This window comes from Streptomyces sp. RLA131, assembly GCF_056270125.1.
In genome coordinates, this window is sequence record NZ_JBWDOQ010000002.1 from 1,814,856 (window position 1) to 1,827,976 (window position 13,121).

Consider the following 13,121-nt stretch of genomic DNA (forward strand, 5'->3'; position numbering starts at 1 on the left):
GTGGTCAGGCCGCGTTCCTGCCGCGGCTCTTGGACGGGTCCTCGCTGCGTGCTGCGAGCCGGCCCGTCCGAGTCGGTGTTCGCTGACGTGCTTTGGCCGTTCGGGGGAAGACGTGCCTCTGCGGAGAGGCCGACGAGGCTCCCGGGCCACGGTCGGCAGATCATCGGCTTGTTCTACCTGCCGGGAACGGCGGGTTCGGCTACCTGCGAGGTCCAGACGATGATTACGACAATCGGACAGCGAACGGCATACGGCCGGACGGCCGCGCCGCGTCACCCTCCCGAGGGGCAGCGCTCCCGCGATCATTCCGACGTGTCATCAGCCACACTGTTCCTAGGGGCGCTTGACTCTCCGGCACTATTTTCTGCACCAGCTCTGTCACGAATCCCCGATGCGGGGGCTATCCCCTTGGCGCAACATCCGCATCATGGACGACCATAGTGTTGCGGACAGCACAGACCGCGGGTGAGAGGAGGCGTCCAATGGGTTCGGTTCGAAAGGCGAGTGCCTGGCTGGGCCTCGTCGACGACAACGGCGGCGAGAACTACTACGACGAGGACTACGCCGAGTACAACGAGGGCGCCGGTCAGAGTGATTCCTGGGTCACGGACCCGCGGATCCGGGTGGCGGGCGAGTCCGCCACCGAACAGGGCCGACGGATCGCCACGGTCACCCCGGACAGTTTCCGGGACGCCCGCGGCATCGGTGAGCTCTTCCGTGACGGCGTTCCCGTCATCGTCAACCTCACCGGCATGGAACCCGACGACGCCAAGCGCGTCGTCGACTTCGCCGCCGGTCTGACCTTCGGTCTGCGCGGCGACATCGAGCGCGTGGCCACCCGGGTCTTCCTGCTCACCCCCTCCGACTACAGCGTCGTCAACGCCGACCACAAGCCCGGCGGCGACGGCTTCTTCAACCAGAGCTGACACCGCCACCGGACCGGGGACCCGCATCCCCCGGCCCGGTGGTGGATGGTCAGCGGAAGGCGTCCAGGCCGGTCAGCGCCTTGCCGAGAACGAGCTGGTGCATCTCCACCGTGCCCTCGTAGGTGAGCACCGACTCCAGGTTCGTGGCGTGCCGCATCACCGGATACGCCAGCGAGATGCCGTTCGCCCCCAGAATCGTCCGCGCGGTGCGGCAGATCTCGATCGCCTCGCGCACGTTGTTGAGCTTGCCGAAGCTGATCTGCTCGGGACGGAGCCGGCCGGCGTCCATACGGCGTCCGAGGTGGTGGGCGAGCAGCACACCCTTGTGGAGTTCGACGGCCATGTCGGCCAGCTTGGCCTGGGTGAGCTGGAAGCCGCCGATCGGCCGGCCGAACTGCTCGCGGGTCCGGGAGTACTCCAGCGCCGCGTCGAAGGAGCTGCGGGCGGCGCCCATCGAGCCCCAGACGATGCCGTACCGGGCGTGGCTGAGACAGCTCAGCGGGCCCTTGAGCCCGGTCACCTCCGGCAGGACGGCCCCGGCCGGGAGCCGGACGTCGTCCAGGACGAGTTCGCTGGTCACCGAGGCCCGCAGAGACCACTTGTGCTTGATCTCGGGCGCCGAGAAGCCGGGGGTGTCCGTCGGGACGGCAAAGCCGCGGATACCGTCGTCGGTGCGCGCCCAGACGACGGCGACGCCGGCCACGGAGCCGTTGGTGATCCACATCTTGCGGCCGTTGAGCACCCAGTCGTCACCGTCGCGCTTGGCGTACGTCCGCATCCCGGACGGATCGGAGCCGTGGTCGGGCTCGGTCAGCCCGAAGCAGCCGATGACCTCGCCCGAGGCCATCCGGGGCAGCCAGGTCTCGCGCTGTTCCTCCGAGCCGAAGCGGTGGATGGCGTACATGGCCAGCGAGCCCTGTACGGAGACCAGCGACCGGATCCCCGAGTCGGCGGCTTCCAGCTCCAGGCAGGCCAGGCCGTACTGCACGGCGCTCGCGCCGGCGCAGCCGTAGCCGGTCAGGGACATCCCGAGGGCACCGATGGAGCCCAGCTCGCGGGCGAGTTCGCGGATGGCGGGGAGTTCACCGCGCTCGTACCAGTCGGCGACATACGGCAGGACACGGTCGGCGGCCCAGCGCCGTACGGTGTCGCGGACGGCGAGGTCCTCCTCGGTCAGGAGGTCGTCGAGGCCGAGCGGATCGTGCGGATCAAATGCGGACATGGCCAGAAGCTACGTGCGCACCTTCTCCGCGTAAAGCCCCACGGGGACCTGGGCGGGTATGTCGGCGGCGGCTGCCTGCGCGGAGGTGGCGGCCGGGGCGGAGGTGCAGGCCTGGGCGGAGGTGGCGGCCGGGGGCTGGACGGGGCCGCAGTCCATCACCCGGGGCAGCCGCAGCGCGGCCAGCGCGCCCAGCACCAGCAGTCCGGTGCTGACCAGCAGGGTGATGTGGAGACCGTGCACGAACGAGTGCCGGGCGGCGTGCCGCAGGGCGGCGCCGGCGGAGCCGCCGAGCCGGTCGGAGACCTCGTAGGCCTCGCCGAGTGACTTGCCGGCGTCGGCGGAGGCGGCCGCCGGGACGCCGGGCACGCGGGCGACGCCGGGCCCGTAGGTGGCGTTCATGACGCTGCCGAGCAGCGCGATGCCGATGCCGGCGCCGAGCTGGAACGAGGTCTCGCCGATGGCGGCGGCACCGCCGGCCTGGGCGGCCGGGGCCTCGCTCAGCATGGACTCGTACGCCCCGAACAGGGTGGTCTCCAGGCCGAAGCCCAGCATGACGAAGCCCGTGGTGAGCAGCCAGGGCCGGTCGTGCTGGCCCATCAGGGTCAGGCCGAGGACGGCCGGCGCGGTGAGGGCGAAGCCGAAGCTGACCGTGGCGCGGGGGCCGAAGCGGTGCAGCAGCCGCGAGCCGAGCAGGCCCGCGGCCATGGCGGCGAAGGTCAGCGGCAGCAGCCGCAGTCCGGTCGCCAGCGGGCTGAGGCCGAGGACGAGTTGCAGGTACTGGACGGCGATGAGTTCCAGGCCGACCAGCGCGAGCATGGCGAGCACGATGCAGCCCACCGAGGTGCTGAAGGCAGGGCGGGAGAACATCGCCATGTCGATCAGCGGGTACTCGCGGCTGCGTTGCCGCCGTACGAAGAGGACCAGCAGCGCGACGCCCACCAGCAGCGGCGCCAACGTGCCGGCGTGCAGGAGCCCCTCACCGCCGCCGAGCCGCTTGACGCCCAGGACCGCGCCGAGCACCCCGCAGGCGGCCATCATCGCGCCGAGCACGTCCCAGGGGCCGTTGCGGCTGCCCCGGGACTCGGGGAGCAGCCAGCGGGCGACGGGCACGATGACGGCGAGCACGGGGATGTTGATGAGGAAGACCGAGCCCCACCAGAAGTGCTCGACGAGGAAGCCGCCGAGTACGGGCCCGACGGCCGCGCCGACGGCGGCGACCGCGCTCCACACGCCGATCGCGACGGCGCGCTCACGGCGGTCGGGGAAGACCTGGCGCAGGATCGACAGCGTGGCCGGCATGATCATCGCGCCGCCGACGCCGAGCAGGGCGCGGGCCGCGATGAGCAGGTGCGCGTCGGGGGCGAAGGCGGCGATCCCGGAGGCGACGGCGAACAGCCCGTAGCCCAGCAGCAGGATGCGGCGACGGCCGACGCGGTCGCCGAGGGTGCCGAAGAGGATCAGCAGGGAGGCCGCGACCAGCGGATAGACGTCGACGATCCACAGCAGCTCTATCGCGCCGGGGCGCAGGTCCTCGGTGACGGCCGGAACGGCGACGTGCAGCACCGTCGCGTCAAGGGCGACGAGCAGCAGACTGATACAGAGGACGACGAGAACGGTCCAGCGGTTCGCGGGCCGGTTGTGCTGCCGTGGGACGTCCGCCGGCCTCACGTTGCCGGCATAGGTCGTCCCTGTCATGTACGTACCTCCCAGCGGTGCGCTCACGGTCCGGCCGGGCGGGGCAGTGGGGGACGGTCCCGGAAGTGCCCAGCGGGAAGGCGAGTGAAGTCGACAGCGTACGCGAAGCTCCGCCGGCGGTGAGTGGCATGCGTCACCTTCCGCGGGTGTGGGGCCGGTCACGGCGCCGGGGCGGCCGGGGCCGTGGGCGATAATCGGGCCGGTGACCGCATTCGCCGCCGACGCCGACGCCGCTGCCGACTCCGCCGCACCCCCCGGCGCGCCCGAAAAGCCTGAAACGCCCGACCCTGCCGACCCTGCCGACACCGCCGGCACCGTCGGCACCGCCGACACCGCAGACACCGCAGACACCGCAGACACCGCAGACACCGCCGGCAGTCGCGACACCCCCGCCGACGCCGGCGCCTCCCCGCCGGGCCGCTTCCGCCGCCCGGGGCGGGCCCTGCGCGCCGCCGCCCCCGCCCTGCTGGTCTACGCCGGGGTGCGGCTGCTGGGTCTGGCCGTGCTGGCCGGGTGGAGCGCGGCGGAGGGCCGCAGCCCGCACCAACTGCTCTCCGCCCGCTGGGACTCGCTGTGGTACACCCGGGTCGCCGAGGGCGCGTACGGCTTCAGCGTGCGTCTGCCCGACGGGCGGATCCACTCCGACCTGGCGTTCTTCCCGCTCCTCCCGGCGCTGGAGCGGGGCATCTCCGCCGTCACCCCGCTCACCGCGCCGGACGCCGGGCTCGCCGTCGGCGCGGTGGCCTCGCTCGTCGCGGCCTGGGGGCTGTACGCGATCGGGGCGCTGCTGTACGACCGCCGGACCGGCGTCGTACTGGCGGCGCTGTGGGCGGTGCTCCCGGTCGGGATCGTCCAGTCGATGGCGTACACCGAGTCGTTGTTCACAGCGCTGGCCGCCTGGAGCCTGTACGCGGTGCTGACCGGGCGCTGGGTGTGGGCGGGCTCCCTCGCGGCGGCCGCCGGGCTGACCCGGCCGGTGGGGCTGGCCGTCGTGGCGGCGGTGTGGGCGGGCGCGGCGGTGGCCCGGCGCCGGGACCCGCGGCTGCTGCTCGGCGTGGCGGTCGCCCCGCTGGGCTGGCTCGGCTATGTGACCTGGGTGGGGGTGCGCACCGGCAGCCCGACCGGCTATCTGGACGTCCAGGCCGGGTGGGGCAACGGCTTCGACGGCGGCGCGGCCTTCGCCGGCTTCGTGTGGAAGAACCTGACCGGGCCGGTGTTCCTGGCCGGGGTGGGGCTGTGCGCGGCGGTGGCACTGATCGCCTGGCTGTGCGTGCTCTGCGTACGGCGGCGCCAGCCGTTGCCGCTGCTGGTGTACGGCGGCCTGGTGGTGGCGCTGGCGCTGGCGGGTTCCGGCTACTTCGGCTCCAGGCCCCGGCTGCTGCTGCCGGCCTTCCCGCTGCTGCTGCCGGCGGCGGCGGCCCTGGCCCGCTGGCGGCCGGCCCGGACGGCTCTGCTGCTGGTGCCGGTGGCGCTGGGCTCGGCGGTCTACGGGGCGTTCTGGCTGCTCGGCTCGGGTCCTCCGTGAACCCGCCGGAACGTCCGGGCCAATAACCGATAAACAGCGACGTCAATAAAGAATAAGGATCACGGTCCGCGGATCACCTCAACGCGCCCCGCGGAAAATCGAAATCCGAGCATCCGGCATTCCGTCGAATCCGAGCCACGAGACACAGATCGAGACACAGCCCACATCACATCGTCATTACAAAGCAGCTGGATCGACCGGACTTTGCCATCACACGCTGTAACGTCGATTGAGTGCGCACCGAAGACAAGCTCGCTGAGGCAGAGGAGCGACCGAGCGCACGCGTTCCGCTGCGGATGAGCCGGACGCGTGCCTGGTTGTTCGGCACGACCGTCGTGTCCTACGTGACGATCGTGTTCGCCGTGCTGACCTCGTCAAAGCTGGTCACGCTCGACTGGCAGGTCATGATGTTCCGGCCCTACAAGCAGTGGCCGCAGATCCATCACTTCCTGGACTACTTCGTCGTCCTCGGGCAGCGCGGGCCGACCGCCGTCATGGTCGCCGCCTGGCTGGGCTGGCGCTCCTGGCGCCAGCGGACGCCGCGCCCGATGCTGGTGCTGGGCGCCTCACTGCTGCTGCTGAACGTCACCGTGGGGGCGGTCAAGGTCGGCCTCGGCCGGCTGGGCCCGCACTACGCGACCACCGTGGGCTCCCCCGAGCTCTTCGCCGGCGGCGATATATTTCCTTCCGGCCACACCGCCAACGCCGTCGTGACCTGGGGTGTTCTGGCCTATCTGGCCACCACCGCGGTGGTCCGCCGGGTGGCCTCGGTGATCGCCGCGCTGCTCGCGCTGAGCGTCGGGTTCACCACCATCTACCTCGGTACGCACTGGGTCAGCGATGTGCTCCTCGGCTGGGCGGCGGGGCTGCTGGTCCTGCTGTCACTGCCCTGGATCGAGCCGGCGATCGCCATGGCCGAGGCCTATGTACGGTCCGCCTGGCTGCGCCTGCGGTACCGCTCCGCCACGAGCCGCCCCACCCCCGTGCCGGTCCTGGCCCGCGAGGCGGTGGCCGCCGCCGGCGTCCACCCGGGCCGTACGGCGGCCGCCGCGGCCCATCACCAGGCCCGGCCGCACACCGCGCGCCACGAGCGGACGCCGGTGACCCCGGTCGGCAGTCGCCGTCCCCCGGTCGAGCGGCCCTCCCGGCCGGCCCCGCTGGGTCAGCCCGCGCGCGGCCGCAGCACCGCGGGCTGACACCGCCTCCCGTCGTCCCGCGGGTGGCGGTCAGCCCTTCCAGCAGCGGGTCACCGTGCCGTCGGCGACCGTGAAGTTGAGCCGTCCCGAGCGGTACTCCATGGTGACGATCGCACCGGGCGGCAGGGAGCGGACCGCGGTCCAGCCCTGTCCCCTGGCGCGCCGCTCGGCGTCCTGCGCGGCGAGGCCGACATAGGTGTCCGGCTCGTCCCGCTGTTGCTCTCCGGGGTTCCCATTGGATGCCATACGGGCCACCGTAGGCGCATTGCGAGCATGACGGAAGACACACTCGGGCTGGATCGTCACACTTCTGTCACAGAAACCCGGGTGGCGTTTGGTCTACGCCGTTCACTCGTTAGGGGCACGTTTTTCGGCCTCTCACGCATTTCTCATCAGCCCCTTTCAAGAAACTCATGATTCCCCTGGCTGAATTCAGCCGGGCCACCCCGGACGGCGATCCGCACACTTTCCTCACGTCGCCGCCGGTGGTCCCCCAGCTCATCGTCCGTCAGATATACGGGCATGAATGGGCCGGGCACCGAACCGGCGCGCGGCCGAGCGCACGGTCGCCCGGACCTCCCGCTCGGGCAGGCCGATACGGACGCCGGCGTCCACCAGGGCGGCCGCGACCTCCTCGCCGTGGCCCGCCTGGTAGGCGCGGCAGGCCGCCCAGTAGAGGCGTTCGTTGCGCTCCCCCACCGCCGAGCCGAGGACGAAGTTGACCAGCGGCGTGGCGGAGCGGACGGCACTCGCGGACATCCGGGGCCGGGCGGCCGGGGCCGGCGGCGCCGGGGGCGGGACGAGCAGCCGGAGCAGCCCGGCCGGGGCGGGGGCGGGCGGCAGATAGGCGGCGCCGGGGGCCAGCCGGTAGCGCCCGGCGCGGGTGCGGGAGCCGGGACCGACCAGATATCCGCCCGAGCCGCGCACATCGATGCCGGGGGCCAGGCGGCGTACGGAGTTGGGCACGGCGAGGCCGGCCGGGCCGGCGAGCCACAGATGACGGCCGCCGCTGGGGGTGATGACGGTACGGGTCAGCGGCACCGTGAAGTCGTGGGCGGCGGCGAGCACGGTCAGGTCGCGCAGCCCGTCGGCGGCGTTCTTGCGGTCCAGGTCGAGGCCGATCAGATGGTGCGGGGGCCGCCCGCAGGCCACCCCGTACCCCCGGGCCCAGGGGGCGGCGGCGAACAGCTCGCGCACCCGCGCCGGGTCGGCCGAGGCGTCGTACACGCCGTGCCCGAGCCGGCCGCACTCGCCGCGGCAGGGCGCCCCCGCCGTGGTGGGTGCGGCGTCGTCATGGTGCGGGGAGCGGATGGCGGGCAGCTTGGAGCGGGCCAGCGGGAAGACCGCCAGCCCTTGCGTCGCGGCCGCCAGCGCGTGTTGCAGTGCGTGCGTGTAGTCGGGATGCACCACCCCCTTATCGTACGTCCGTTCGACTCGGAACACAGTGGTTCCGACCGGCGTGAACCAGCCGAAAACCGTCGGCCGAAAGTGCCCGGTGACTGTCCGGCGCGCGCTCTCGCGCCGGATCGGCCGCCGCGCGCATCATGGGGAGTCCGCCCAGAAGCTGCGAGACCGACGCGAGGGGTACGGAACGGATGGGAACCGACACCGCCCGGGCACCCGCCGTCCCGGCCCGTACACGCAGGCCCGGCCGGCTGGTCGTCGACTGGCTCACCACCACCGACCACAAGAAGATCGGGCATCTCTACCTGATCACGTCGTTCGGGTTCTTCCTGGCGGGCGGCCTGATGGCGCTGCTGATGCGGGCCGAACTGGCGCGGCCTGGGCTGCAGATCGTCTCCAACGACACCTTCAACCAGCTGTTCACCATGCACGGCACGATCATGCTGCTGCTCTTCGCGACCCCGACCTTCGCGGGCTTCGCCAACGAGATCATGCCGCTGCAGATCGGCTCACCGGATGTGGCCTTCCCCCGGCTGAACATGCTCTCGTACTGGCTGTTCCTCTTCGGCGGCCTGATCGTCGTCGGCGGGCTGCTGGTCCCGGAGGGCGCGGCGTCCTTCGGCTGGTTCGCCTACGCGCCGCTGAACAGCGCCCGGCACTCCCCCGGGATCGGCGCCGACATGTGGATCATGGGGCTGGCGCTGGCCGGTTTCGGCACCATCCTGGGCGCGGTCAACTTCATCACGACGATCATCGGGATGCGGGCCCCGGGCATGACCATGTTCCGGATGCCGATCTTCACCTGGAACGTGCTCTTCACCTCGGTCCTGGTGCTCTTCGCCTTCCCCGTACTGGCGGCCGCGCTGCTCTGCCTGGAGGCCGACCGGCGCTTCGGCGCCGTGGTCTTCGAACCGCAGAACGGCGGGGCGCTGCTGTGGCAGCACCTGTTCTGGTTCTTCGGGCATCCGGAGGTCTACATCATCGCGCTGCCGTTCTTCGGCATCATCTCCGAGATCATCCCGGTCTTCTCGCGCAAGCCGATCTTCGGCTACGCCAGCCTGATCGGCGCGACGATGGCGATCGCCGGGCTGTCGGTGGTGGTCTGGGCGCACCACATGTTCGTCACGGGCGCGGTGCTGCTGCCCTTCTTCTCCTTCATGTCGTTCCTGATCGCCATCCCGACCGGGGTGAAGTTCTTCAACTGGATCGGCACGATGCTGCACGGCTCGCTGTCCTTCGAGACCCCGATGCTGTGGTCGGTCGGCTTTCTGGTCAGCTTTGTCTTCGGGGGGCTGACCGGCGTCATCCTGGCCTCGCCGCCGCTGGATTTCCACGTCAGCGACACCTATTTCGTCGTCGCCCACTTCCACTACGTGGTCTTCGGCACCGTCGTCTTCGCGACCTTCGCCGGCTTCTACTTCTGGTGGCCCAAGTTCACCGGCCGGATGCTCGACGAACGGCTGGGCAGGATCCACTTCTGGACCCTCTTCACGGGCTTCCACACCACGTTCCTGGTCCAGCACTGGCTGGGGGTGGAGGGCATGCCGCGCCGTTACGCCGACTACCTGGCCGCCGACGGCTTCACCGCCCTCAACACCGTCTCCACCATCGGCTCCTTCCTGCTGGGGGCCTCCACGCTGCCCTTCCTGTACAACGTCTGGAAGACCCACCGGTACGCCCCGCGGGTCACGGCCGACGACCCGTGGGGCTACGGACGTTCCCTGGAGTGGGCGACCTCCTGCCCGCCGCCGCGCCACAACTTCGTGACGCTGCCGAGGATCCGCTCGGAGTCCCCGGCCTTCGACCTGCACCACCCCGCGGTGGCGGCGCAGGCCGAGGAGTCGTGACGGCCGTCAGCCGACCTTGCCGGTGCCCGCGCCCGCGCTCACCGAGGCGGCCGTGGTGGAGTTGGACTCCGGGGTGTAGCTGTAGGTGGGCTTGTACGACGAGGTCTGGGTGATGTCCGTCGTGGAGCTGGCGTAGATGTTGTTGAGCTGGTTCGCATAGCCGTCCACGTCGCTGTCACCGGTGGTGGTGATGGCGTCGGGGACGCTGGTGAAGACGTTCCGCTCGACGTAGACCTCGGCGCCCATCCGGGAGTGGATGCCGCTGTCGCCCACGTTCTGGAAGTAGTTGTTCAGGATGTGTGCCTTGCCGAAACGGATGCTCGGCAGCCGGGAGTTCACGTCGTAGAACCAGTTGTGGCTGTACGTCACCCGCAGGTGGCCGGTGTCCTCGGAGGAGTTGGAGTCCGAGTGGCCGACAAGGCTGACCTTGTAGTGGTCGTGGAACTTGTTCCACGAGACGCTGACGTAGTCGGCGGCGTGGGTGATGTCCAGCAGCCCGTCGTAGTAGTCCTTGCCGTGGGTCCGGTCGGACGACAGGTCGTTGTGGTCGACCCAGACGTAGGTGGACTTCTGGATGGTGATGGAGTCCGTGCCCACCGGCTTGCTGAACACCAGGTTGCGGATGATGACGTTGCTCTCGTTCTTCACGCGCACCCCGCCGCCGGTGAGACCGGAGCCGGAACCGACGCCGATCACCGTGGTGTTGGAGCCGATGTCGACCTGGCCCGACAGGGAGATCAGGCCGGAGACCTTGACGACCTTGGCCGTGTCGCCGCTGACCGCGGAGGTGAACGCGGACAGCGAACTGACGGTCGTCGACGAGGCCGAGCCCCCGCCGGTGGTGCCGGCGCCGTAGCCGACGGGCGAGGACTCGTACGAGGCCGCGTGCGCGGGGCCGGTGCCGGTCACGGTCAGCGCCGTGGCTACGGCGAGCGCGAGCGCCGTCAGGGCAGGGGTGAAGTGCTGCTGCTTCATGATGCTGGGACCTCTCGTCCAGAGGTGATGTGGGGGCTGCCGTGGGGGCGGCACGTCAGCACATGAAAGCGTTTACTGATGTTGTCCCGCCATTGAGGGCGGGCTGGAGCGGCTCACTGCGCAGTGATGGCCATCACATCGACTTCAAGCTAGCAAGCGCTTGCTGGGCCGTCAACGCCCGTGCGGCACCAGAGTCTCAGCGCTTTCGGCCCACCCGGCGGACCCGTCGCAGCACGGCCTTGAGTACGTCCTTGCCCGCGTACGCCGCCCCCAGCGCGTACCCTCCGGCGGTGCGCCCGAGGCCGCGCAGGCCGGCGCCCGGACCGCCACGGGCCGCGAGGAGTTCGGCGAACAGGGCGGCATGGGCGGCGGCCGTGCGCTCGGGGTCGTACCGCCGCGCCTTGCGCAGGGCGGCGGCACCCATCGCGCGGCGGCGCTCGTCGTCGTTGATCAGCTCCAGCAGGGCGGCGGCCATGGCGTCGGTGTCACGCGGCGGTACGAGCAGGCCGTCGGTGCCGTGGTCGATGATCTCGCCCGGCCCCAGCGGACAGTCCGTACTGACGACGGGCAGTCCGACCCGCATGGCCTCCACGATGGTCATGCCGAAGGACTCCATGCCGGAGGAGACGGCCAGCACCGAGCCCTTGGCCAGTTCGGCCTCGATGGGCATGACCCGGCCCATCAGCCGCACCTGCTCCCCGAGCCGCAACTCCTCGATGAGCGCGGCGAGCCGATCCCGCTGCTCACCCCCGCCGTAGATCCGCAGTCCCCAGTCCGGACGCTCGGCGGCGACCTTGGCGAAGGCCCGGATGAGGTCGTGGTACCGCTTGACGGGCACCAGCCGCCCGGCGGCGACGACATACCGGCCCGTCAGGGCGGAGGGCGCGATGCCGGTGTCCGGCACCCCGTTGGGCACCGCCAGCACCCGCACCCCGGGCAGCCGCAGCCGGCGGCGGTAGGCCTCGGCGTCGGCTTCGGTGGTCGTGGTCACCGCGTCGAGCCGGGGGTAGAGGCGGCGCAGCACAAGGGTGAGCCGGGTGGGGTGGGAGTCCAGGGTGAGGTGCTCCTGCGCCACCCGCACCAGGCCGCGCGGCGCCTGCCGGGCGATGTGCGCGTTGAGCCCCGGCCGGGTGCCGACCACGACATCGGCGTCCAGCCCGGCCAGACAGTTCCCGATCCGCTCGTCGGTGAGCCGGTTGTACTGGCCGTAGCGGTGGTCGCCGGCCGGGAAGACCGCGGCCGGCAGCCGGGTGAGCGGGTGGTCGCCCTCGTACGAGGGGCTCTTGCGGCGCAGGTCGACGAGATGTCGGAGCCGGATGCGCGGATCATGCTCGAACAACGCGCGCTCGCGGTGCCGGAAGACGGAGATGATCTCGACCTCGTGCTCCTGCTCCACCAGGGCCGCGGCCAGGTGGAAGGTGGTGCGGATCGTGCCGCCGTATCCGTAGGCGTTGTGGATCAGAAACGCTATGCGCATGCGTGGCCCGTCGCTTCCCGCAGTTCCCGCGGACCCGGCGTCCGCCTTACCAGTGGCAAGACCCGCACCCCCCGGCCCGGGTTGTCCTCCATCACAGGCCTGTGTCAGAGCTGTGATCGCATCGATAGTCCAGGCCGGGAACCTTATGGCCGGTAAGGGAGTTGGGGCACGACTAAACAGTTGTTCCCGAGGTCACCCCCACGGGTGAGGCGGGCCGGAACCCTGCCGGGCCGGGCCGTCGCCGGAGAACTCCCGCAGCGGCGGGCGGAGTCGGCCGCAACCGCGCGGCGGCCGACGACATGCGCTCACGGCAGACGGAGCAGCGTCCCGGGGACGATCACCGCACCGGGGTTGAGGCGTCGCAGTTCCTCCGCCCCGCCGGGCACCTCAAGGCGGTCCGCGATCGACTCCCATGTCTCGCCGGGCCGTACGGTGCACCGGCGCCCGGAGAGCCCGAGCCGGCGGGAGCACTCGGGCCACGCCTCCCAGCCCTGGTCGCCGACAATGTTCTCGGCCACGGTGATCTGGTCGTCGCGCGAGGCGAGATCGGGCCGCTGGGCGTAGCCGAGGCCTTCGTGCTCGGTCCAGGTGGACTGCTGGATCTGGAGCCCGCCGTAGAAGCCGTTGCCCGTGTTGGTGTCCCAGACGCCGCCGCTCTCACAGCTGGCGACGTCGTCCCAGACGGGCGCGTGGTCGGCGGCGGCGGCCGGAGCGGCCGGGGCGGCGCACGCGATCAGGACGGCGCCGAGGATCGCCGCGCCGAGGCGCCGCAGGCGCGAACTCGGTGAACGCCACTGGATCATGGGCCACGACGCTAGGCACGGCGCGGCGGACGGCCCGGCCGCCGCGCCCGC

11 protein-coding genes are annotated in these 13,121 nt (G+C 71.2%); 4 read left to right on the forward strand and 7 right to left on the reverse strand.

Going from position 1 to position 13,121, the window contains the following annotated elements:
- Positions 1–482 precede the first annotated feature (482 nt).
- Positions 483–926, forward strand: a complete 444-nt coding sequence (locus RWE79_RS09215; RefSeq protein ID WP_475939531.1) for a cell division protein SepF — start codon at positions 483–485, stop codon at positions 924–926.
- A gap of 49 nt (positions 927–975) precedes the next feature.
- Here RWE79_RS09215 and RWE79_RS09220 read toward each other — a convergent pair whose 3' ends face one another.
- Both RWE79_RS09220 and RWE79_RS09225 read right to left on the reverse strand, forming a co-directional pair.
- Positions 976–2,148 (reverse strand): acyl-CoA dehydrogenase family protein, encoded by a 1,173-nt coding sequence (locus tag RWE79_RS09220; protein WP_475939532.1) that lies wholly within the window; start codon positions 2,146–2,148, stop codon positions 976–978.
- A gap of 9 nt (positions 2,149–2,157) precedes the next feature.
- On the reverse strand, positions 2,158–3,843 hold the full coding sequence (locus RWE79_RS09225) for an MFS transporter (protein WP_475939533.1): 1,686 nt from the start codon (positions 3,841–3,843) through the stop codon (positions 2,158–2,160).
- 442 nt (positions 3,844–4,285) lie between these two features.
- Between RWE79_RS09225 and RWE79_RS09230 the strand changes: the two genes are divergently transcribed.
- The gene (locus RWE79_RS09230; RefSeq protein ID WP_475945702.1) at positions 4,286–5,368 is read left to right on the forward strand and encodes a hypothetical protein; all 1,083 of its coding nucleotides are present in this window, start codon (positions 4,286–4,288) and stop codon (positions 5,366–5,368) included.
- A 233-nt stretch (positions 5,369–5,601) separates the two neighbouring features.
- On the forward strand, positions 5,602–6,564 hold the full coding sequence (locus tag RWE79_RS09235; protein ID WP_475939534.1) for a phosphatase PAP2 family protein: 963 nt from the start codon (positions 5,602–5,604) through the stop codon (positions 6,562–6,564).
- Between the two features lie 30 nt (positions 6,565–6,594).
- Here the strand turns inward: RWE79_RS09235 and RWE79_RS09240 are convergent, their stop codons facing one another.
- Together RWE79_RS09240 and RWE79_RS09245 are read right to left on the reverse strand one after the other, a co-directional pair.
- Complete coding sequence (locus RWE79_RS09240; RefSeq protein WP_475939535.1) at positions 6,595–6,810, reverse strand: I78 family peptidase inhibitor; 216 nt, start codon at positions 6,808–6,810, stop codon at positions 6,595–6,597.
- A gap of 252 nt (positions 6,811–7,062) precedes the next feature.
- A complete protein-coding gene (locus tag RWE79_RS09245; protein WP_475939536.1) occupies positions 7,063–7,974 on the reverse strand; it encodes a bifunctional DNA primase/polymerase in 912 nt (303 codons plus the stop codon).
- 185 nt (positions 7,975–8,159) lie between these two features.
- Between RWE79_RS09245 and ctaD the strand changes: the two genes are divergently transcribed.
- Positions 8,160–9,815 (forward strand): aa3-type cytochrome oxidase subunit I, encoded by a 1,656-nt coding sequence (gene ctaD / locus RWE79_RS09250; RefSeq protein ID WP_475939537.1) that lies wholly within the window; start codon positions 8,160–8,162, stop codon positions 9,813–9,815.
- A gap of 6 nt (positions 9,816–9,821) precedes the next feature.
- On the opposite strand, the gene RWE79_RS09255 is transcribed toward ctaD, so the two are convergent.
- The 3 genes from RWE79_RS09255 to RWE79_RS09265 form a co-directional block, all read right to left on the reverse strand.
- Positions 9,822–10,790, reverse strand: a complete 969-nt coding sequence (locus RWE79_RS09255) for a pectate lyase family protein (protein ID WP_475939538.1) — start codon at positions 10,788–10,790, stop codon at positions 9,822–9,824.
- A 196-nt stretch (positions 10,791–10,986) separates the two neighbouring features.
- Positions 10,987–12,267: a glycosyltransferase family 4 protein gene (locus RWE79_RS09260; protein WP_475939539.1), complete on the reverse strand. Its 1,281-nt coding sequence runs from the start codon at positions 12,265–12,267 to the stop codon at positions 10,987–10,989.
- A 305-nt stretch (positions 12,268–12,572) separates the two neighbouring features.
- Positions 12,573–13,070, reverse strand: coding sequence for a transglycosylase family protein (locus RWE79_RS09265; RefSeq protein ID WP_475939540.1), 498 nt, complete (start codon positions 13,068–13,070; stop codon positions 12,573–12,575).
- Between the last annotated feature and the right edge of the window lie 51 nt (positions 13,071–13,121).